The sequence below is a fragment of the Pseudomonas sp. S2_B07 genome (assembly GCF_054668435.1).
In genome coordinates this window covers 3,089,628-3,111,360 of sequence record NZ_CP162769.1, presented here as the reverse complement: position 1 = coordinate 3,111,360, position 21,733 = coordinate 3,089,628, and the positions used below count along the sequence as shown (strand labels likewise).

Below are 21,733 nucleotides of genomic sequence, written 5' to 3'. Positions count from 1 at the left end.
CCCTGTGGGAGTGGGCTTGCCCGCGATTGCGGAGTCTCAGGCGACGTTGATGTTGGATGTAACGCCCCTCTCGTGTGCAGGCTTGCTCCCACAGTAGATCTGCAGTGTTTTGTAGAATTCTCGAGGCGGGGAGGCGTAGGCCTCCCCGGTTCGTTTTTGGAAGCCACATGAAAATTCTGATCGTTGGGCCCAGTTGGGTCGGTGACATGGTGATGGCGCAGACACTGTTTCAGTGCCTCAAGCAACGCCACCCGCAATGCGAAATCGACGTCCTGGCCCCCGAGTGGAGCCGGCCGATCCTGGAGCGCATGCCCGAAGTCCGGCAGGCCTTGAGCTTTCCGCTCGGCCACGGTGCCTTGGAGCTGGCGACCCGTCGGCGCATCGGCAAATCCCTGGCCGGCCAGTACGACCAGGCGATTTTGCTGCCCAATTCGCTGAAGTCGGCGCTGGTGCCGTTCTTCGCCGGCATCCCCAAACGCACTGGCTGGCGTGGCGAGTTCCGCTACGGCCTGCTCAATGACGTGCGCACGCTGGATAAAGAACGTTATCCGTTGATGATCGAGCGCTTCATGGCCCTGGCGTTTGAGCCCGGCGCCGAACTGCCGACCCCTTATCCTCGTCCGAGCTTGCAGATCGACCCGGTCACCCGCGATGCGACGCTGGCCAAATTCGACCTGACCCTCGACCGTCCGGTGCTGGTCCTGTGCCCCGGCGCCGAGTTCGGCGAGGCCAAGCGCTGGCCATCCGAGCATTACGCCAAGGTCGCCGAAGCGAAGATTCGCGAAGGCTGGCAAGTCTGGCTGTTCGGTTCGAAAAACGATCACGCGGTGGGCGAAGACATCCGTGCGCGGCTGATTCCCGGCCTGCGTGAAGAGTCGGTCAACCTCAGCGGTGGCACCTCGCTGGCGGAAGCCATCGACCTGATGTCCTGCGCTGACGCGGTGGTGTCCAACGACTCCGGCCTGATGCACGTCGCCGCCGCGTTGAACCGCCCGCTGGTGGCCGTCTATGGCTCGACATCGCCGGGCTTTACCCCGCCTCTGGCCGAGCATGTCGAAGTGGTACGCCTGGGCATCGAATGCAGTCCGTGCTTCGATCGCACGTGCCGTTTCGGTCATTACAACTGCTTGCGCCAGCTGATGCCGCAAGCCGTGAACGAAGCCTTGCAGCGGTTGCAGGGCACTGTGGTCGAGGTCAAATAGTTTGCGGGTTCTGCTGATCAAGACTTCTTCGCTGGGCGACGTGATTCACGCGTTGCCGGCGCTGACCGATGCGGCGCGGGCGATCCCCGGCATCACGTTCGACTGGGTGGTGGAAGAAGGCTTCGCCGAGATTCCGACCTGGCACCCGGCCGTGGGCAAGGTGATCCCGGTGGCGATCCGTCGCTGGCGCAAGAACCTCTGGCAAACCATCAAGAGTGGCGAGTGGAAGCGCTTCAAACAAAGCATTCGTGCCGAAAAATATGATCTGGTGATCGACGCCCAAGGCCTGCTGAAGAGCGCCTGGCTGACACGCTACGTCAAGGCGCCGGTCGCCGGGCTGGACAAGGATTCGGCGCGCGAGCCGGTGGCTGCACGCTTCTACTCCCGCCGCCTGGCGGTGGGCCGTGGACAGCACGCGGTGGAGCGGGTGCGTCAATTGTTCGCCCTGGCGTTGGGCTACGACTTGCCCAAAGGCCTGGGCGATTACGGCCTGAACGTCGAACGCTTGGTCGAACTGCCACGCAAGAATCCGTATGTGCTGTTCCTGCATGGCACCACGTGGGACACCAAACACTGGCCGGAAGCCTACTGGCGTGAGCTGGCCGAACGCGTTGGTTATCTGGGCGTCGGCGTGAAACTACCGTGGGGCAACCCGATCGAGAAAGCCCGGGCCGAGCGCATCGCCGCCGGGTTCCGCCATGTCGAAGTGCTGCCCAAACTGAACCTGGCCGGTGTCGGCAAAGTGCTGGCCAGCGCGCAGGCCTGTGTCGCCGTGGACACCGGCCTTGGTCATCTGGCCGCCGCGCTCGACGTCCCGACCCTGTCGCTGTTCGGCCCGACCAACCCGGGCCTGACCGGCGCCTACGGTAAAGCGCAGATTCACATCGCCAGCGACTTCCCCTGCGCACCGTGCCTGCAAAAGAAATGCACGTATCAACCGACGGAACAGGATGCCCGTCAGTTCAACTTGAAACGCGAGTGGCCGCTGTGCTTCACGCGTCTGAATCCCGAGCGTGTCGCGACCCGACTGAGCACGTTGTTACTGGCTGAGGAGCTGCGCTGATGCAATTGGCATTCGTCTTGTACAAGTATTTTCCGTTCGGAGGGCTGCAGCGTGACTTCATGCGCATCGCCCTTGAATGTCAGCAGCGTGGCCATCAGATCCGTGTCTACACGCTGATCTGGGAAGGCGACGTTCCGCCGGGTTTCGAAGTGCTGGTGGCACCGGTCAAGGCGCTGTTCAATCATCGCCGTAACGAAAAACTCAGTGAGTGGATGGAAGCGGACCTGGCCAAACGCCCCGTGGACCGCTTGATCGGTTTCAACAAGATGCCGGGCCTGGACGTTTACTACGCCGCCGACGGCTGCTTCGAAGACAAGGCGCAGAACCTGCGGCACTCGTTGTACCGGCGTTGGGGCCGTTACCGACACTTTGCCGAGTATGAGCGCGCGGTGTTCGCCAAGGACGCCAAGACCGAAGTGCTCATGATTTCCGAAGTGCAGCAGCCGCTGTTCATCAAGCATTACGACACGCCGCTGGAGCGTTTTCACCTGCTGCCACCGGGAATTTCCCAGGACCGTCGCGCGCCGCCCAATGCGGCCGAAATTCGTGCCGGTTTCCGTGCCGAGTTCAACCTGAAAGACGATGAACTGCTGCTGGTGCAAATCGGCTCGGGGTTCAAGACCAAGGGCGTGGATCGTAGCCTCAAGGCGCTGGCCGCATTGCCCGCCGATCTGAAGAAGCGCACCCGGCTGTTTGTAATTGGCCAGGATGACCCCAAATTATTCCAGATGCAGAGCGCTGCTTTGGGGCTGGGCGACAACGTGACGTTCCTCAAGGGGCGCAGCGATATCCCGCGTTTCCTGCTCGGTGCCGACCTGTTGATCCACCCGGCGTACAACGAAAACACCGGGACCGTGTTGCTCGAAGCCCTGGTGGCCGGGTTGCCGGTATTGGTGAGCGCAGTGTGTGGTTACGCCCATTACATCGCCGAGGCCGACGCCGGGCTGGTGCTGGACGAACCCTTCGAGCAGGCCCAACTGACGCAGTACCTGAGGGGCATGTTGAACGACGCTCAAGCACGGGCGGCCTGGAGCCGCAACGGTCTGGCCTTTGCCGAGACGGCCGACCTCTACAGCATGCCGCAACACGCGGCCGATGTGATTCTGGCGGAGCACGCTTAATGAAGTTGATGCTGGCTGAACCGTTCAAGAGCCTTTGGGCCGGACGCGATGCGTTCACCGAAGTCGAAGGCCTCGAGGGCGAGGTTTACCGTGAGCTGGAAGCGCGCCGGACGTTGCGCACTGAAGTGAACGGCAACGGTTTTTTCGTGAAGATCCACCGTGGTATTGGCTGGGGCGAGATCTTCAAGAACCTGCTGACGGCCAAGCTGCCGGTCCTCGGCGCGGGTCAGGAATGGAAAGCCATTCAGCGCCTGCAAGAAGTCGGCGTGCCGACCATGACCGCCGTGGCTTACGGCGAGAAGGGCAGCAACCCGGCAGATCAACACTCGTTCATCGTTACCGAAGAACTGGCGCCGACCGTCAGCCTCGAAGACTTCAGCATCGACTGGATCAAGCATCCGCCTGCGCCTGCGCTCAAGCGTGCGCTGATCGCCGAAGTCGCGCGCATGACCGGCATGATGCACCGCGCCGGGGTCAACCATCGCGACTGCTACATCTGCCACTTCCTGCTGCACACCGATAAACCGGTGACGGCTGACGATTTCAAACTCTCGGTGATCGACCTGCACCGTGCCCAGACCCGCCCGGCGATCACCCAGCGCTGGCGCAACAAGGATCTGGCGGCACTGTACTTTTCGGCCCTGGACATTGGCCTGACCCGGCGTGACAAATTGCGTTTCCTCAAGGGCTACTTCCAACAGCCGCTGCGCCAGATTCTGGCCGAGGAAGCGTCATTGCTCGCCTGGCTTGAGGGCAAGGCCAATAAACTCTATGACCGTAAACAGCGATATGGGGATGCGCTCTGATGGCGGGTTGGAAACTGGAGCCCGCTTACAGCGATCTGGCAGAAGATTTTGGCAGCCTTGAAGCGGTGTTCGCGCTGCAAGGTGAGCGGCTGACTCGCGACCTGTTGTCCGAGGTCATTCGCGTCAATCGCAACGGTATTAATTACTACGTCAAACGCTACGTCGGCGCCGGCAAAGGCCTGCGCCGTTACCTGGGCAAACCCCGGGTGAAAGCCGAATGGCAGAACCTCAAGCGCTTCGCCAAGTGGGGCATTCCTACCGCCGAAGTGGTGGCCTGGGGCCTGGAGCGACGCGGCGCGGCATACGACCGCGGGGCGATGATCACCCGCGAGTTGCCCAACACCGAAGACTTGTCGGCCCTCGCTGATCGGCGTGATCCCAAGTTGGCGGACCGCGCCTGGGTCGATGCGATCAGTCGGCAGCTGGCCGGTTACACCCGGACCATGCACGACAATCGCTTTACCCATAACGATTTGAAGTGGCGCAACCTGCTGGTCGATGATCAGGCCCGCCTGTTCCTGATCGATTGCCCCAATGGCGATTTCTGGCACGGCTTCTGGCTTAAGTACCGCATTACCAAAGACCTGGCCTGCCTCGACAAGGTGGCCAAATACCACCTGTCGGCGACCCAGCGCCTGCGCTTTTATCTGCAGTACCGCCAGCGTGACCGGCTGAATGCCGCCGACAAGAAACGCATCCGGCACGTGGTGAGATTTTTCGAGGGACGCGAATGACTGATTTCCTGGCCGCTGAAGACCGTGCGCTGCTTGAGCGCCATGGCCTCGGCACGTTCGATGCGCTTTGGGCCAAACAGCTCGAGGCCGTGGACGAGCCCAATACCGCGGGTGGTGGCTGGAGCAGTGTGTTTCGGCTGGATCTGGAGGGGCGTGGTTTTTACCTCAAGCGCCAGAGCAACTACCTGACGCGTACCTTCCACGCGCCTTTCGGCGAGCCGAGCTTCGCCCGCGAATTTCGCAACATCAGCCGCTATGAAAAACTCGGTATTCCGGCGCTGAAGGCGGTGTTTTTTGGTGAGCGTAAAATCAACGGTGAAGTCCGCGCGGTGCTGCTGACTCGCGCGCTGGACGGCTGGGATGACCTGGATTCGCTGTTGCAGCGTTGGTCGGACCTGAGCGAGGCGCAACATTCGGCCATCCTCAAAGCCTGTGGCGAACTGGCGCGGCGCCTGCACGGCGTGCGTCAGGTTCATGGTTGTTTCTACCCCAAACATATTTTTCTTCAGGCGAGCGGCGACGGCTATCTGGCTCAGTTGATCGACCTGGAAAAGACCCGGCCGCTGTTGTTCGGTCAACGTGACCGGGTCAAGGATCTGGAACCGTTGCTGCGTCGCGCGCCGGAGTGGACCGACGCGCAGTTGCGCGAATTGCTGGCGGTCTATGTCGATCAGCCTCGGGACAGCGCGTTGGTGGACAGTTGGGTGTCACGTCTGACTGCGCGGCGCAGTCGTAAGGAGACCCGCTGATGCGCTTGTCCGAACTGAAGAACGCCGGCCGCACCCCGAGCCTGCCCATGAGCATTCCTCTGGCCGACGCCGCAGGCCCCGCCGATTTGCAATTGTTGAGCTTGCTGCGGGTCTTGCCGGGGCAGCGTTATGTGGGTGCCGGTGTCTGGCGTGGCCGTCCGGTGCTGGCCAAATTATTGGTCGGCAGCAAAGCGGCGCGGCATTTTCAGCGTGAACTGGCCGGCGTGCGTTTGCTGGCCGATCAAGGCCTGACCACACCGCAACTGCTGGCGGATGGGCTAAAGGAAGGCGAGGGTGGCTGGCTGCTGTTCGATTTCCTCGAAGGCGCCGAGAGCCTGGGGGAGACCTGGAAAAAGTCGAACACTTGCCCGTGTTGGCGGACATGCAAGGGGCCGTGATTGCCGAGGCATTGGGCGCAATCGGCCAAATGCATCGCAAGGGACTCTGGCAAGAAGACCTGCACTTGGACAACCTGCTGCGTCAGCGCGGCCGCTTGTATTTGATCGATGGCGGCGGTGTCTGTGCTGAAACGCCGGGCCAACCGCTGTCGCGCAACAAAGTCCTGGAAAACCTCGGCGTATTTTTTGCGCAGTTGCCCAAGACGCTGGAGCCGTTCATCGAAGAACTGCTGGTGTATTACCTGTTGAGCAACGGCGAGCACGCCTTGCCGATGGAAGCCTTGCAGAAGCAGATCGATAAGGTTCGCGCCTGGCGTTTGAAAGACTTTCTGATCAAGGTCGGCCGCGATTGCACGCTGTTCAGCGTCCAGCGCGGGGCGTTCGGGCTGCGGGCGATTCGTCGCGAGGAAGAGGCCGCGATGCTGCCGGTGCTGGGGCAGGCCGATGCCCTGCTCGATCAAGGCCATTTGTACAAGACCGGCGGCGCGGCGAGTGTAGGAAAAGTCGATATTGATGGTCGGACGCTGGTGATCAAGCGCTACAACATCAAAGGCTTTGCCCATTGGCTCAAACGCTTCTGGCGTCCGAGCCGTGCGTGGCATTCGTGGCGTGAAGGCAATCGCCTGGCATTCCTCGGCATTGCCACGCCCAAGCCGTTGGCGCTGCTGGAGACGCGGTTTCTCTGGTTGCGCAGTCGGGCCTATCTGGTGACTGAGTATTTGCCGGGTCCGGACATCATCGAGCGTTTTGCGCCCTACGTTGAAAACGGCCATGCGCCGGAGGCGGAGTTGCTGGCGCTGGATCATTTGTTCGCCGAACTGATCGGCGCGCGCATCAGCCATGGTGACTTCAAGGGCCACAACCTGTTCTGGCAGGAAGATCGCTGGGCGCTGATTGACCTGGATTCGATGTGTCAGCATGGCTCGGTGGGCAGCTTTGCCCCGGCCTATGCGCGGGATCGGGCACGGTTCATGCGCAATTGGCCTGAGAGCAGCGCGCTGTATCAGGTCATTGATCAGCGTCTTCCCAAGGATATCTCCGGCGCCGCCTGAATCGGACCTTCGGTCCTATCGGGAGCAGGCTCGCTCCCACAGTGGTTTCGTGCACGACGCAGATTCAGTGTAGGAGTGAGCCTGCTCCGGGCGGCGTTCCGACGATGGCTAGACCCGCCGCCTGAGATCTAGAGGACGAGTTCTGATGAATTGTCCTACGTGATCTACAGACCCCATGAACTGTGCCCTGAATAGCCGCGATGCTAATTTGCCTGACGTTCACGGAGGGCAAATCTTGACCATAAAAATGGCTGTTATGTTGGCTGCTTTCTCGCTCGCACTGACCGGCTGCGGGACCACGATGACGGTGTTGCAAGCTGATGAGGACGCAGCCCGCAGTCTCAGGAAACAAAAAACCTACTGTCAATCCATTCCCCGCATTTATAGCGGCCTGGCCTATGACTTTTGTGTGTTGAATGCCCCGCCGGATCCCACCGGCTTCCTCGTGCCGTTCGTGCTGCTGGACCTGGGCCTGTCGGGTGTCTTCGATACCGTGTCCTTGCCGTATACGATCTACCGCCAGGCTACAGATGGCAATCTCAGCATTTACTGGCGCCCGGGCCGAGGATAAGCGGGGCGTCATGCTTTCCTCCCTTGTAGGACAATAAGCGCTGGGTCATTCCCGCCATGTTTACGCTATAATCCCGCCCTTTAGCTGTCTCTCGCCGCTTGCGAGGGCACATTAATTTTTGAGGCGCTTGTCGCCTGCATGCAGACTAAAGAGGCTAGACCCCTGTGGCATTGACGATTCTTGGCCTGTCCGGCGCCCTTAGCCATGATCCTTCCGCAGCCTTGTACATCGACGGCAAGCTGGTCGCGGCGGCTGAAGAAGAGCGCTTTGTGCGCGATAAACATGCAAAGAACCGCATGCCCTACGAGTCGGCGAAGTTCTGCCTGGAACAGGCGGGCATCAAGCCATCCGACGTAGATGTGGTGGCGATTCCATTCGCACCGATCAGTATTTTCGGCAAGGCTCGCTGGCAGTACGCCAAGCGTTACTGGTACGCCCCGGACCGCGCGCTTGACGCGATCCTGATGGGCAACCGTCGCTACAAGCGTTATCGCAACAAGATTGTCTGGTGCCTCGAGCAACTGGGCTTCGATCCGAAGAAAATCAAGATCGAGCCGGTCGAGCACCATCTGGCCCACGCCTCCAGTGCTTACCACTGCTCCGGTTTCAAGGAGAAAACCGCGATCCTGGGGATCGACGGCAAGGGTGAGTACGCCACGACCTTCTTCGGTTACGGCGAGAACGGCAAGATCCACAAGATCAAGGAATTCTTCGATCCGGACTCCCTCGGTGGCCTGTATGGCGCGATCACCGAGTTCCTCGGTTTCGATATGCTCGACGGCGAGTTCAAGGTCATGGGCATGGCGCCGTACGGCGACGCCAGCAAATACGATTTCTCGCGCCTGGCTTCGTTCGAAAACGGCGAGCTGGTGATCAACACCGACTACGCCAACGTCATCGGCCTGCGTCGCTACAAAGAGAAGGGCAAAGGCTACTACTTCTCGCCGAAGCTGATCGAGTGGCTGGGACCGAAGCGCGAAGGCGACATCGCCGACGAGCCGTACATCCACTATGCCGCGAGCATTCAAGCGCTGTTCGAAAAAATCGCGCTGCAGATGATCGACTACTACCTGGGCGACGTGCTCAAGGAAACCGGCAAGCTGGCCTACGCCGGTGGCTGTGCGTTGAACGTCAAGCTCAACCAGAAAATCATCGCTCGCGATGACGTCAAAGAGCTGTTCGTACAGCCTGCATCCGGTGATGCCGGTACGGCGGTCGGTGCGGCGGCTTATGTGTCTAACGCCCGTGGCGTGCCGGTCGAGAAGATGGAACACGTCTACCTCGGCCCGTCGTACACCAACGAAGACGTGCTCGCTGCCTGTGCCCGTCACCCGAGCAAACCGGTCTGGCGCAAGCTCGCCAACATGCCGGAAAACATCGCCAAAATCATGGTCGACGGCAACCCGGTGGCCTGGTTCCAGGGGCGCATGGAGTTCGGTCCGCGTGCCTTGGGCGGTCGTTCGATCATCGGTTGCCCGAGCGCCGTTGGCGTGGCTGACCGTATCAACCACCAGATCAAGTTCCGCGAGCGCTGGAGGCCTTTCTGCCCGTCGATGCTCGACACCGTGGCCCCGCAGATGATCAAGATCGATCACCCGGCGCCGTTCATGACCTTCACCTTTGAAGTGGCTGAAGAGTGGAAGACCCGCGTGCCGGAAGTCGTCCACGAAGACGGTACGTCCCGGGCCCAGGTGCTCAAGCGCGAGTACAACCCGCGCTACTACGACATGATGAAAGCGCTGGAAGTGCTGACCGGCAACGGCGTGTCGCTGAACACCTCGCTCAACCGTCGTGGCGAGCCGATGATCTGCTCGCCGACCGATGCCCTGAACATGTTCTTCGGCTCTGACCTACAGTATCTGATCATGGAAGACATCCTGGTGGTTAAAGAGGGCGCTGACGCATATGACTCGCTCGGCTGAACGCCATGTGTTGCAGTTCTGTCACGGCTATGACGGCCCGTTTCTGGACTGCGCTCGGCAGTACGCCAGCCTGTTCGCGGGGACCGGCTATCGAGTGACCACGGTCTTTCTGACCGGGGCCGCCGACAGTGAAGTCGCTGCGGGCTGCGCTTCCGATGAAGTGCTGTTCATGGAATACAGCTCCAAGGCCATTCGTGGCCTGAAGCTGGGCGCCATCGGCGATCTGCGCAAGATCGCCGCTTCGCGCAATTTCAGTTTCTGCATTGCCCACCGCTTCAAGCCGATCTACATCGCGCTGCTTGGGACTTCGCTGCCGGTCATCGGTGTGCATCACGGGTATGGCGATTACAAGCGCGGCACTCGCAAGCTGTTCGCTCATATCTTCCGCAAGCGCCTCAGCCTGCTCGGAATCTCCGACTCGGTGCGTGACGACATGCGCAGCTGCCTGCCGAAATGGCCGGCCGGGCGAATTCAGACGCTCTATAACCGGATCGATGTCCCGGCGTTACAGACCAGCCAGGTGTCGGTTCGCGAGGCTCGGGAAACCCTGGGCCTGGCGGCGGATGCCTGGATTGTCGGTAACGTCGGACGACTGCATCCGGACAAGGACCAGAACACGCTGCTGCATGGTTTTGCCTTGGCATTACCGCAGTTGCCGGCCAACAGCCAACTGGTGATTCTCGGTAAAGGTCGACTGGAACAGGACCTCAAGGAACTGGCCCGGGAACTGGGTATAGGCGATCGGGTGCTGTTTCTCGGTCAAGTACCGGATGCTCGTCGCTACTTCCGTGCCTTCGATGTGTTCGCCCTGAGCTCCGATCACGAACCGTTCGGCATGGTGCTGCTCGAAGCCATGGCCGCGGGCGTGCCGTTGATCGCGACCGCGTGCGGTGGCGCGAGGAAGTCGTTGAAGGGGTCGGCATCCTGTTCCCGTTGGGCGATGCCGAGCGCCTGGCTCAAGGGCTGCACCATCTGGCCGCGATGGACGAGCAGCAGCGTCACCAGTGTGCCGAGTTGATGCTCGACCGCTTGCGTGAGCGATTCTCCGACCGCGCCGTGCGCGAGGCTTTCTGGCATATGCCACACGTCACAGAACTGGCACCGAGGGGCTGATGCTCAACCGATTTCAAGGCTGGCGCGAACGTGGCTGGACGGTGATCGACGCCCCGACTTATGCACAGGCGTGGCAGCGTTTTGGCGGTAGCGTCGCGACGCATCCCATGGTGGTTGAGCGCCTGGCGCAGTTGGCCGAGATCCCTGTGCGCTACCTGGCCTGGGAGCAAAACGGTGAAGTGAAAGCCGCCATCCCGACCTGGGGGCGCGACCTGGCGCTGTCCAAAGACGTGCTCAAGCGCTGTGGCAAAAAAGGCTTGTTCGACCTCGGCAATGCCGAGGTGATCCTGCCGGCGGCCGCCGATGCACACGCACCGCTGCGCCATCGCGGGCGTTATCTGTCGGCCCTCAACGAAGGCCGTTTCAGCGATATCAAGCTACAGGCCGAACAACTGGCCATGGCGCGCACGCCCGAAGAACTGTCGAAAAAATTCCGCTACAACCAGCGCCGTGAATTGCGCCTGCTGGAAGAAGCCGGTGGCGTTGTGCGTCCTGTCTCCGAATTTTCCAGTGCCGAGCTGGCCGCGATTTATTGCGACCTTTTCCAGCGCCGCTGGGGCTTCCCGGCCACGGGTGCAGAGCGCATGGGCGAGGTGGTCGAGCTGCTGCGCGACTTGCTGATCGGCTCGGTGATTTTCCTCAACGATGCACCGATAGCGATTCAACTGGTGTACCGCGTCGAAGCGCCGGAATGGATCAGCGTCGAGTACATCAACGGTGGCGTCGATCCCGAAACCCGCGAGTTCAGCCCTGGCAGTGTACTGAGTTTCCTCAACACGCAAAGTGCCTGGGAACACGCTCGCGCCCTCGACAAGCCTTTGCGGTTTTCCTTCGGCCGCGCCGACCGGGAATACAAGGACCGCTGGTGCAATCCTGTGCCGGTTTTTACCGTGTGAGTGAACCCATGAGCCGCAAACAGCAACTGCTCAAGCGCCATCGGCGCAACAAACGCATCAGCCTGTTGATTGCGCTGGTGCTGTTGATTGCCCTTGGCGTGCTGGTGGCCTGGTGGCTGCCGTTGGTGCTTGCCGTGCTGGGCTGGATTGCCCATGAGGCCTGGTTCGCCGACCACCTGTTTTATTCCCCCCAAGACGATTACCACTACAGCTTCCCGGCCTACACCCCGCAACCCAAGGTGCACCTGGACGGTGAGCGTTTGCGGCTGGATGACGGCGTAATGCTCGTCGACGACGCCACACTGGTGTTGGCGCTGCGAGTAAAAAGCAGCTGGCTGGGACGCTTTTTCGATCCAGTGGTGGCGTTGTCGGGTGGCGATAACCCGGACTGCCAAACCTTCGAGCGTGGCGTTAACGGCCTGCGCTACCTGAACCTCAGTGGTCAGGCGCAAGTACTGTCGCGCGGCGAGTTGCGTCTGCGTGGGCGCTTCTGCCGCCTGCTCGGCGAGCCGGTGCTGTGGGCGTTGGAGCAACCCGACTTCCGTCGTCAACGGGTGATGGTGATTGCGCCACACGCCGACGATGCCGAACTGGCCGCCTACGGTTTGTACAGCCAGGCCGATGAAGCCTGGATCGTCACCCTGACCGCCGGTGAAATCGAAGCCGAGCATTATCAACAGATCGGTCTGAACAAGGTCGAGGCCGCGCGCCTCAAGGGACGTTTGCGGGCTTGGGACAGCATCGCGGTGCCGCGCTGGGCTGGCGTGCCGCAAGCGCATTGCGTGCAGCTGGGTTATTTCTGTCTGCAACTGGCGGCGATGCAGGCCACGCCGACGCAACCGATCGCGTCGCGGGAAGCGGACCTGAGCGACACGCGGCTGTTTCGCCAGTTGAACCCGTTTGCCCTGCCGGGCGATACCGACGGAGCGCCGACCTGGAATAACTTGCTGGCCGACCTGCGTGAATTATTACTGCGAGCACGTCCCGAAGTGATCGTGCTACCGCACCCGACCCTCGATCCGCACCCCGATCATATCTGTGCGCAACAAGCGGTCCTCGAAGCCTTGAAAGGCCTGGAATGGCAGCCGACCACACTGCTTGGTTATGCCAACCATCTGCACGACAACGACCGCTGGCCAATGGGCGACGCCGGTCATGGTGTCGCGTTGCCGCCAGCCTTTGACCCGGCCATGCCGATGCAGCCTTGCTGCCTGCCATTGTCGTTGGAGCTTCAGCGCGATAAAGCCATGGCGTTGGGCATGATGCATGACCTGCAACCGCCGATGCCGTTCAAGCGTCGTCTGCGCCGATTGATCCAGCGGCTGTTGGCCAGGCGCAAACCGCCGGCCTACGGCGAGAACGAATTCTTTCGCAAGGCGGTTCGACGTCACGAGCTCTTGTGGATACTCAAGCACACACCAATAAACGCTTCGCAGCGGGGAGAGTTATGAGCCAGCGGCTAAAGGTTCTGCAATTGCAGCCTGACTACAACGTCAAAGCCCATGATTTTGCCGACCTCGCGGAGCAGATCGTCAAGGCCTTGCCGAACGAGCGCTACGAAGTAACGGCGGCGTTCCTGCGCGGCAAACCCGGGCCGGGTGAGGCGATAAGCCGGGCCGACCGTTCGGTGTATTTCGAGTTTTCCGACAAATCCCTCAAGGGCATGCGCCTGCGGGCGATGTGGACGCTGTACAAGTTTTGCCGTGCGGAAAAGTTCGACGTGGTGATCTGTAACCGCTTCAAGCCCGTGAACATGATGCTGACGCTTAACCGCTGGTTGAAAGTACCGCTGTGCATCGGCATTTCCCACGGTTTCGGCGAGTACGACCGGTTTTACCGGCGCCGCCAGACCCAGCGCCTGATCGATCGTCACTGGCGTTTTGTCGGTGTGTCCCCAGCGGTCAAGCAGTACCTGCTGGACTGCGATTGCGGTTTCACCGACCAGAACACCTACGCGATCACCAATGCCATCGACATCGAGCAGGCCGAAGGTTTGCAGCACAGCCGCGAGCGCGCCCGCGAAATGCTGGGCATCGATCCGTCGGTGCGCCTGATTGGCGCATTGGGGCGTCTGGTGCCGGTAAAGGGCCACACCTATCTGTTGCAGGCGTTTGCCGCGCTCAAGGACAAATACCCGAACACTCAATTGGCGATCATCGGTGCCGGTCGTGAAGAGTCGCGCCTGAAGGCCGAGATCGAACGCCTGGGCCTGTCCGGGCGCGCGCACCTGCTGGGTTTCAAGGAAATCGCCTTGCAGTACATCCGCGCTTTCGACATCTGGACCATGCCATCCCTGGCGGAAGGCCTTGGGTTGGCGCTGCTCGAAGGCATGAGCGGGCATCTGCCGGTGATCGCCTCCAACGTGCCGGCCATGCTGCCGCTGATTGAAGGGGCAGGCGGGCTGGCGATTACGCCCAAGGATGTGCCGAGCCTGGTCGCGGCGCTGGATACCTACCTCGGGTTGTCGGATGACGAGCTCAAGGCCAAGGGCGAGCAGGCCTACCGTTATCTGCAGGAACAACATGACATCGAGGTGTTCCGCCAGGAGTACCTGAACCTGATCGACTCCGGTTTGGATCAAGCCCGCAAGGAGCAGCCATGAGTACCACGCAACCTCTCGTCACGGTCATCATCGCGTCGTACAACCACGGTCCCTATATTGAGCAAAGCATTCTCAGCGTCCTCAATCAGACCTACAAAAACATCGAACTGCTGGTGGTTGACGACGGCTCCAAAGACGACAGCGTCGAACGCATCAGTGCGCTGCAGGCGCAATATGGATTCGATTTTCGGGTTCAACAGAATCAGGGCCTGACGAACACGCTCAACGCTGCCATCGCGCGCTCAAACGGCAGTTTGATCGCGCCATTCGGCTCCGACGACATCATGCTGCCGGAACGCATCGCTATTCAGGTTGAGTACATGGATGGCAAGCCCGAGGTGGGTATCTGCGCCGGCAACATCGAGCTGATCGACGCCGACGGCAATCTGTACCCGGAGAAGCGTCAGCGACGTGATGTGCCGTTTCGCCGTCTGGACTTCGATGACATGTTCCTGGAACGTAAACCTTATCCACCGGCCCCGACCCTGATGATCCGTCGGGAAGCGCTGGACAAGGTCGGCGGGTTCGATCCGAACATTCGCCTGGAAGACCTGCTGATCGAACTGAAGGTGACCCACGCCGGGTACTTTATCGACGGCCTGAATGTGTTGATGGCGCGCTATCGCAAGCACCCCACCAACTCCTATAAAAATCACCGCTTCATGATCGATAACATCCTGCGTTCCTATGCGCTGTTCAGCGATCATCCGCTGTACGACGAGGTTCGCTACAAGTTTCTCAGCTCGATGTTTCTCAAGACCGCCAACCGCGATCGCAAGCTGGCCCGCGAACTGCTGGCGCAGATCCCGTTGAAGGCCTGGAACAAGAAAACCTGGCGTGGTCTGGGGCGGCTGTACTTTTCACCGCTGGAAAAAGACTGACCCCGCATTGATGCACACGTTGCAGCTGGCTTCGCCAGCTGCAACAAGAATGTGCGTTGCTTCAGCGAGCGACTTTCTCTGCCAGAGCCTTGTCGGCTTTTTTGCGTTGACGCAGCCACTGCAACACTTTCCTGCCGGCCATGATGCCCGGCTTCTCGATGTACAGGAACGTCAGGCTGCTGATGATGATCAACAGGCAGCTGCAGACAGCCAGCAGCGGCAGGAAGGTCCAGATATCGCGAGCGTCCAGATCAAGCGCCATCGGCAGGCGCTGGATCAACACCCACAGTACGAAGCCGTGCAGCAAATAGGTGCTGTAGCTGATTTCACCGAGCCAGCGAATGCTGCGTGGTTTCAGCGCGCCGAACAGGGTGTTGCCGGACGCCACAATCACGAAAAACAATGACATGAGCAGTATTGGCCTCACGCTGAAGGCACGGTTGAATGCCGTGAAGGCAATCGCCAATGCCAGCAGCGCGATAATCCCCGCCATTCGCGTCTGACTCCAGGCCACCAGTTGCGGCCTGCGAATCCAGTACGCAGCGCCGATACCGCCGAGAAAACTCGCCATAAAGTGTTTCTTCAGCGAGTGCTCCAGGCCAATCACTTTGTACAGGGCGACAATGCCGATCAGGCACAACACCACTTGCAACCAACTGCCCCGGTAGATAAACACCATGCCGGCAAGGGGCAGTGCCATATAGAAAAACACCTCGTAGCCCAGGGTCCAGGTGACATTGGAGATCAGCATGCCGGTTTGGTGGTATTGGTTGACGTCCGGGCGGTCGAAGGTCAGCCAGGCCAGGATCTGGCCGAAAAAGCGCATGCCGGAGTCCTTGAGCTCCCAGTTCTGCAGGTAGAACACCGTGATAAACACGATCAGCATCAGCGGCAAGTACAGCGGGTAGAGGCGAAAAAACCGCGATATGGCGAAGGCCAGCCAGTCGTGCTGGCGTCCCTGGGTGAGCAATCGGTTCCAGAACAGGAAGCCGGTGATCATGAAAAACAGCGCGACACTGCCCTGTCCGAGCTGTGAGTAGAGATTGCTGGGCGGAAAATCAATCACGCCCGTGCGCAGGAAGATCAAGGTAATGATCGAGTGGTGCACGAACACGCCGAACGCCAGATAACCGCGCAGCCCATCAATGCTGGCATAGCGGCTTTCACCGGAATGTTCGATGTGTCGGGCGATTTTCGGCACTGCGCGCAACAACAGGGCCGAAGTCGCAATGGCGAGCAGATAAGCTGCCAGCGCAATGAGTGGGTTGGTTTCAGTCATCAATGAGCCCGGGCCGGGGTGCTCCCGGCCAGCACTTGCCGGTGCAGATTCTCGACAGCGGACTTGGGTGCCGTCATGGCGTAGCCCTGAAGCAGCGCCTCGAAGTGTTCTTCGAACAACCAGCGCCGGTCCACCGTGTAGCGCTGCATATGGCGCAGATTGCGCTGACGCAGCGCCAGGCTCAAGGAAGAAGGGTAAATGCGCAGGTCGGCCACATCGATCAAACCAAACTCTCCATCCTCGAGCACCAGCACATTGCCCAAGTGCAGTGAGCGGAAATAAACGCCTTGTTCATGCAGTTGGGCCATGAACTTGCCGAAACGCTCCACCAGCGCTTGACGCACCGCCGGCGCGGTAATGCCTTGCAGGACCTGGCGCAGCGTATTGCCGGGCAGCGGCGAATAGTGCACGGCACTGCTGCCGTCCGCGAGGCGATAAAGGGCAAGAATAGGCGGGGTAGGGATCCCCAGGTTGCGCAATTGCTCGCTGTTGACGGCAAAGCGTTCGGAGTAGGGGTTGAAACTGCCCGAGGTGTACCAGCGGCGGCCACGAAACAGCTTGAGGAAGCTGCCATCGAGCAGGCGCAGGACTTTAGGGCCCAGGCCATCTTCTTCGATCACCTGCGCATTGGCAGTCAGTTGTTGCTGGGCGATCGGCGTCAGTGTCTTGACGGGCATCGTCAGCAAGCGTCTGGCGCGCTGGTTGATGCTGAGCGCGACGATCAAAGCCAGCGGGATCCACAGCAGGAACCAATGCTCCTTGGGCCGGGAGATGATGCCGCCGCCCTCGGTCAGGCCTGCGCCGATACCGAATATCAGCCAGGTCGAGGCCATGATAAACAGCGGTTGCAGACGATTGCGCCAACTGCTGAACAGTCCCCATAGCTGGGCAAACAACCAAGGCAGCAAACCCAGAATGCCGACGTAATAGAGCACGCCGAGGACAAAACTGTGGGGCTCCTGATAGTTGACGCCAATGCCAGGGTCGATGGCCAGATTGGCGTTATAACCATGACCGATCCAGGGGTGGTCGGCAATTTTCTGCAAGGCCAGTTGCCAGATTTCGAGGCGGTAAGAGTCGCCTCGTAGAATGATCATTCGCGCAAACAGCCCATAAACCGTAGCGCCGCCGGCAACCAACGCACCTAGCAATACGACGGAGCGACGGTTCCAGCAAATGAAGCCCAGCCAGAGTGCTGCCATCGTCAGTGCAACCAGCGGTGTCCTGGAGCCCGTGGCGATCACGGCGGCGAACATGATTGCCAGCGCCGGGAAGCTCAGCCAGAGCATCCGGCGGCGCTTGCAGATCATGCTCATGCTCATCCAGTAGGCTGCGTAAAAACCGTACATGTGAGAGCTCAGCAGCGGATTGTCGAACGCGCCACCACCGATCAATCGCAGGCCGGGCTGGTACACGCGGGCGAACAGGAACAGATCGTGGGTGGTACCGATCAGTCCGACTATTGCCGCGGTGAATAGCAAAGGCTGGATGATTTCGCTGCGATAGCGCACCAGAAAATAGCAACCGACAAACAACAACAAGGTATGCAGCGGTGGTTTGAACTGGCCGACGAAGCCCCCCTTGTCCGGTCCCCAGCACAAACTCAATAGCGCCCAGGCCGCGAACACCAACACGGCGACGAACACCGGTTCACGAATCATTTCCTTGAGTTCCCGGGGACGCAGGCACAGGGCGATCAGCGCTGGAATGCTGAACAAGCCATAAAAAAGCTTGTGGTGCAAACTTCGGCCCGGCAGGAAGAACAGGGCACACAGGAGCAAGAGATAGCCGAGTGGAAGAATCCAGAGGCAAATGAAATCGAAAACTCGATTTGACGCACTATTGAAACCGCTGAGTTGCATGCTGAGAGATTCAATCCTGAAGTTGATCGGCCATTTCGGGGTGATGGCTATTTGATGCTTGATTCGACGTCTAACAATAACAGCCTTTATGCGATTGCCAGAACCCTGAAGAAGCTGTGCTAAAGTCAGCGTCCTTTTTATCGACAAACGCGTGATATGACCGACTCCAGTCTCTCCGCAAGCCCATCGAGCTTGAAAATCTACTTCCGCCTGCTTGGCTATGTCCGGCCGTACATCAGTCTGTTTCTGATCAGCATCGTCGGCTTTCTGATTTTCGCTTCGACCCAGCCAATGCTCGGCTATATCCTCAAGTACTTTGTCGATGGCCTGTCCAATCCTGAGGCCGCGCTCTTCCCGACGGTGCCTTACCTGCGCGACCTGCAACTGCTGCAGGCGGTGCCGCTGCTGATCATCCTGATCGCCGCGTGGCAAGGGCTGGGATCTTATCTGGGCAACTACTTTCTAGCCAAAGTTTCTCTGGGTCTAGTCCATGATCTGCGAGTACAGCTGTTCAATAACCTGTTGGTTCTGCCCAACCGGTATTTCGACAAGCATAACTCGGGTCATCTGATTTCGCGTATTACCTTCAACGTGACGATGGTCACCGGGGCGGCCACAGATGCGATCAAGGTCGTAATCCGTGAGGGCATGACGGTGATCTTCCTGTTTGCCTCGCTGCTGTTCATGAACTGGCGCCTGACGCTGGTCATGGTCGCCATCCTGCCGTTGATCGCCGTCATGGTGCGCACCGCGAGCAAGAAATTCCGCAAGCAAAGCAAGAAAATCCAGTTGGCCATGGGTGACGTGACGCACGTGGCGTCGGAAACCATTCAGGGCTATCGCGTGGTGCGCAGCTTCGGTGGCGAAGTCTACGAAGAAAAACGCTTTTTCGACGCCAGCCAGGGCAATACCGACAAGCAACTGCGCATGACCCGCACCGGTGCCATCTACACGCCGCTGCTGCAATTGGTGATTTACACCGCCATGGCGGTGCTGATGTTCCTGGTGCTGTACCTGCGTGGCGATGCTTCGGCTGGTGACATGGTTGCCTACATCACCCTGGCCGGCCTGTTGCCCAAGCCGATCCGCCAGCTGTCCGAAGTCAGCTCGACCATCCAGAAAGGCGTGGCCGGTGCCGAGAGCATTTTCGAACAACTGGACGTTGCGCCTGAAGTCGATACCGGCACCGTCGAACGCGATGCTGTCACCGGTCGTCTGGACGTACGTAACCTGAGCTTCACCTACCCGGACACCGATCGCCAGGTGCTCAATGACATCACGTTCTCGGTCGAACCGGGGCAAATGGTGGCACTGGTCGGACGCTCAGGCAGTGGCAAGTCGACCCTGGCCAACCTGATTCCGCGCTTCTATCACCACGACAAGGGCGAGATCCTGATCGACGGTGTTGAAGTGGAGCAGTACAAGCTGCTGAACCTGCGCAAGCACATCGCCCAGGTGACCCAGCATGTGACGTTGTTCAGCGACACCGTGGCCAACAACATTGCCTATGGCGATCTCGCCGGCGCGCCGCGTGAAGACATCGAGAAAGCGGCGCGAGACGCTTACGCCATGGATTTCATCGCGCAATTACCCGAAGGCCTGGACACCCAGGTCGGCGAGAACGGCGTGCTGCTGTCCGGCGGTCAGCGTCAGCGTCTGGCGATTGCGCGAGCCCTGTTGAAGAACGCGCCGTTGCTGATTCTCGACGAGGCCACCTCGGCGCTCGACACTGAATCCGAGCGCCACATTCAGGCGGCACTCGATCAAGTGATGAAAGGCCGGACCACGCTGGTGATCGCTCACCGACTGTCGACCATCGAAAAGGCTGACCTGATTCTGGTTATGGATCAGGGCCGGATCGTCGAGCGCGGTACCCATGCCGAGCTGCTGGCGCACAACGGATACTACGCCCGCCTGAACGCCATGGGCCTCGATGCCCCGGCTGAAGACATCGCCTGATCTTCGCTCGCCGGGCGCGCAATGCGCCCGGCGATTTGTATCCAGACCTTTACCCTTCTTGACCAAACCTGCATAAATCTGTGCGACTCGCTTGTTAAGGTTCCTGAACGACCTTTGACTTCAATCGATGGGGCCATCCCCATCGCGCGGGTACTGCCATGCTGCAACGTTATCTCTGGAAGCTGTTACCCAAGTCGCAGCGGGCATTTTTGCTGGGACGCCTGTCGGTGGTAGACCGCCAGGTGGTGAACAAATCGATGTCGGCCAATGTGCGTTTTCCCCAAGCCTTCGAGCAGCTTTCCTGTCTGTACATTCATGTCCCCAAATGTGCCGGGAGCAGCATCTGCGCAGCGATGTTCGACAATTGGAGCCCCGGTCACTTGCCGTTGTACTGGTACGAGCAGCAGTTTTCCGAGCAGTTTGCGGCCAGTTTCAAATTCGCCTTTGTGCGTGATCCTCTGGAAAGGGCTTATTCGGCCTACGCATTTCTGCGGGGCAACGAGTTGGGCCGGCGCGATCATGCGGCGCAAAAACTGGTCAGCCACTACCGCGACTTCGACGATTTCGTCGGTCGCTGGCTGCACCCGGAAACGATCCAGCGGCAATTGCATTTCGCCGCGCAAACGGATTTTCTCACCGACTCCCTGGGGCATCTGGCGTTGGACTTCATTGGGTATCAGGAGCATCTGGAACGGGACTTTCAACTGGTCTGCGAGCAGTTGGGGTGTTCGCTGGTGCTGCCTCACGTCAACAGCTCCCGGCAACGACAGCCGATGCGCGCCCGTGATTTCTGCTCGGCGCGTACCCGTCGGTTGGTACGCCGGGCGTACCAGCGCGACTACGAGATGCTCGGCTATGAATAAAGCGCAGTTGATGTCAGTTGCCGATGTCAGGCCTTACTCGCTGGCGCTGTCGAACGAGGCGCGTGCCTCAATCAAATGCCAGCGGCCGCGTTGCTTGTGGTTGACCGGGTTGTCCGGGGCGGGCAAGTCGACGCTGGCCAATGCCCTTGAACTTCAGCTCAATCAGCGTGGGCTGCACACCTTTCTGCTGGATGGTGACAACCTGCGTGGCGGCTTGTGCCGTGATCTGGGGATGGGGGCTGACTGTCGCCGGGAAAATATCCGACGCATGGCCGAGGTGGCGCGATTGATGGTGGATGCGGGGCTGATAGTGATCGTTGCGGCGATCTCGCCTTTTCGTACCGAGCGCGAAACCGCCCGGCGTTTGTTCGCCGAAGGCGATTTCATTGAGGTGTATGTGAGCACGCCGTTCGCAGTGTGTGCGCAGCGCGACCCCAAAGGCTTGTATCAAGCGGCCCGGCAGGGGCGGGTCAAGGACTTCACCGGCATCGACAGCCCGTACGAGGCGCCGCTGTCTGCCGAATGTGAGATCGACACCGACGAAACGGGGCTGGCCGACGCCTGCTGGCAGTTAGCGGCATTTCTGCTCAATAAATGAACAGTTTTACCCGGCAAATCATCCCGTTGCAGCCGTCACGCAAGCCAGCGCCAACCCTGTGG

At 60.0% G+C, this 21,733-nt stretch carries 17 protein-coding genes and 2 pseudogenes; 17 read left to right on the top strand and 2 right to left on the bottom strand.

Annotated elements, in window-relative coordinates; genetic code table 11:
* Positions 1–167 precede the first annotated feature (167 nt).
* The 14 genes and pseudogenes from waaF (at position 168) to AB4N43_RS14245 (ending at position 15,110) form a co-directional block, all read left to right on the top strand.
* On the top strand, positions 168–1,202 hold the full coding sequence (gene waaF, locus AB4N43_RS14310; RefSeq protein ID WP_059181749.1) for a lipopolysaccharide heptosyltransferase II: 1,035 nt from the start codon (positions 168–170) through the stop codon (positions 1,200–1,202).
* Position 1,203: 1 nt separating this feature from the next.
* Positions 1,204–2,265, top strand: coding sequence for a lipopolysaccharide heptosyltransferase I (gene waaC / locus AB4N43_RS14305; RefSeq protein WP_027922040.1), 1,062 nt, complete (start codon positions 1,204–1,206; stop codon positions 2,263–2,265).
* The gene (locus tag AB4N43_RS14300; protein ID WP_059181747.1) at positions 2,265–3,386 is read left to right on the top strand and encodes a glycosyltransferase family 4 protein; all 1,122 of its coding nucleotides are present in this window, start codon (positions 2,265–2,267) and stop codon (positions 3,384–3,386) included. Before waaC ends, AB4N43_RS14300 begins: the two co-directional genes overlap by 1 nt.
* Complete coding sequence (rfaP, locus tag AB4N43_RS14295) at positions 3,386–4,192, top strand: lipopolysaccharide core heptose(I) kinase RfaP (RefSeq protein WP_027922038.1); 807 nt, start codon at positions 3,386–3,388, stop codon at positions 4,190–4,192. The genes AB4N43_RS14300 and rfaP overlap by 1 nt, the downstream gene beginning before the upstream one ends.
* Positions 4,192–4,926: a lipopolysaccharide kinase InaA family protein gene (locus AB4N43_RS14290; RefSeq protein WP_027922037.1), complete on the top strand. Its 735-nt coding sequence runs from the start codon at positions 4,192–4,194 to the stop codon at positions 4,924–4,926. The genes rfaP and AB4N43_RS14290 overlap by 1 nt, the downstream gene beginning before the upstream one ends.
* Positions 4,923–5,675, top strand: a complete 753-nt coding sequence (locus tag AB4N43_RS14285) for a lipopolysaccharide kinase InaA family protein (protein ID WP_027922036.1) — start codon at positions 4,923–4,925, stop codon at positions 5,673–5,675. Before AB4N43_RS14290 ends, AB4N43_RS14285 begins: the two co-directional genes overlap by 4 nt.
* Positions 5,675–7,125 (top strand): annotated as a pseudogene (locus AB4N43_RS14280) (lipopolysaccharide kinase InaA family protein). Before AB4N43_RS14285 ends, AB4N43_RS14280 begins: the two are co-directional and overlap by 1 nt.
* Positions 7,126–7,360: 235 nt before the next feature.
* Positions 7,361–7,696, top strand: coding sequence for a YceK/YidQ family lipoprotein (locus AB4N43_RS14275; protein ID WP_032833434.1), 336 nt, complete (start codon positions 7,361–7,363; stop codon positions 7,694–7,696).
* Between the two features lie 164 nt (positions 7,697–7,860).
* Positions 7,861–9,618 (top strand): carbamoyltransferase family protein, encoded by a 1,758-nt coding sequence (locus AB4N43_RS14270; protein ID WP_027922033.1) that lies wholly within the window; start codon positions 7,861–7,863, stop codon positions 9,616–9,618.
* A pseudogene (locus AB4N43_RS14265) lies at positions 9,602–10,731 on the top strand (glycosyltransferase). Before AB4N43_RS14270 ends, AB4N43_RS14265 begins: the two are co-directional and overlap by 17 nt.
* Positions 10,731–11,627: an antimicrobial resistance protein Mig-14 gene (locus tag AB4N43_RS14260; protein ID WP_059181746.1), complete on the top strand. Its 897-nt coding sequence runs from the start codon at positions 10,731–10,733 to the stop codon at positions 11,625–11,627. Before AB4N43_RS14265 ends, AB4N43_RS14260 begins: the two are co-directional and overlap by 1 nt.
* A gap of 8 nt (positions 11,628–11,635) precedes the next feature.
* Entirely contained in the window at positions 11,636–13,078 is a 1,443-nt protein-coding gene (locus AB4N43_RS14255; RefSeq protein ID WP_027922030.1) for a PIG-L deacetylase family protein, read from the top strand.
* Positions 13,075–14,229, top strand: a complete 1,155-nt coding sequence (locus tag AB4N43_RS14250) for a glycosyltransferase family 4 protein (RefSeq protein WP_027922029.1) — start codon at positions 13,075–13,077, stop codon at positions 14,227–14,229. The genes AB4N43_RS14255 and AB4N43_RS14250 overlap by 4 nt, the downstream gene beginning before the upstream one ends.
* Entirely contained in the window at positions 14,226–15,110 is an 885-nt protein-coding gene (locus AB4N43_RS14245) for a glycosyltransferase (protein ID WP_027922028.1), read from the top strand. Before AB4N43_RS14250 ends, AB4N43_RS14245 begins: the two co-directional genes overlap by 4 nt.
* Positions 15,111–15,171: 61 nt before the next feature.
* Here the strand turns inward: AB4N43_RS14245 and AB4N43_RS14240 are convergent, their stop codons facing one another.
* Positions 15,172–16,389 (bottom strand): acyltransferase family protein, encoded by a 1,218-nt coding sequence (locus tag AB4N43_RS14240; RefSeq protein WP_460154168.1) that lies wholly within the window; start codon positions 16,387–16,389, stop codon positions 15,172–15,174.
* Complete coding sequence (locus tag AB4N43_RS14235) at positions 16,389–18,251, bottom strand: O-antigen ligase family protein (protein ID WP_460154167.1); 1,863 nt, start codon at positions 18,249–18,251, stop codon at positions 16,389–16,391. The genes AB4N43_RS14240 and AB4N43_RS14235 overlap by 1 nt, the downstream gene beginning before the upstream one ends.
* A 156-nt stretch (positions 18,252–18,407) precedes the next feature.
* On the opposite strand from AB4N43_RS14235, the gene msbA reads away from it, so the two are divergent.
* From msbA to cysC, 3 genes are all read left to right on the top strand, one after another.
* Positions 18,408–20,210 carry a lipid A export permease/ATP-binding protein MsbA gene (gene msbA, locus AB4N43_RS14230; protein ID WP_027922025.1) on the top strand — a complete coding sequence of 601 codons (1,803 nt, stop codon included), beginning with the start codon at positions 18,408–18,410 and terminating at the stop codon, positions 20,208–20,210.
* A 158-nt stretch (positions 20,211–20,368) separates the two neighbouring features.
* Positions 20,369–21,073, top strand: coding sequence for a sulfotransferase family 2 domain-containing protein (locus tag AB4N43_RS14225; protein ID WP_194940975.1), 705 nt, complete (start codon positions 20,369–20,371; stop codon positions 21,071–21,073).
* Entirely contained in the window at positions 21,066–21,671 is a 606-nt protein-coding gene (gene cysC / locus AB4N43_RS14220; RefSeq protein ID WP_460154166.1) for an adenylyl-sulfate kinase, read from the top strand. Before AB4N43_RS14225 ends, cysC begins: the two co-directional genes overlap by 8 nt.
* Positions 21,672–21,733 lie beyond the last annotated feature (62 nt).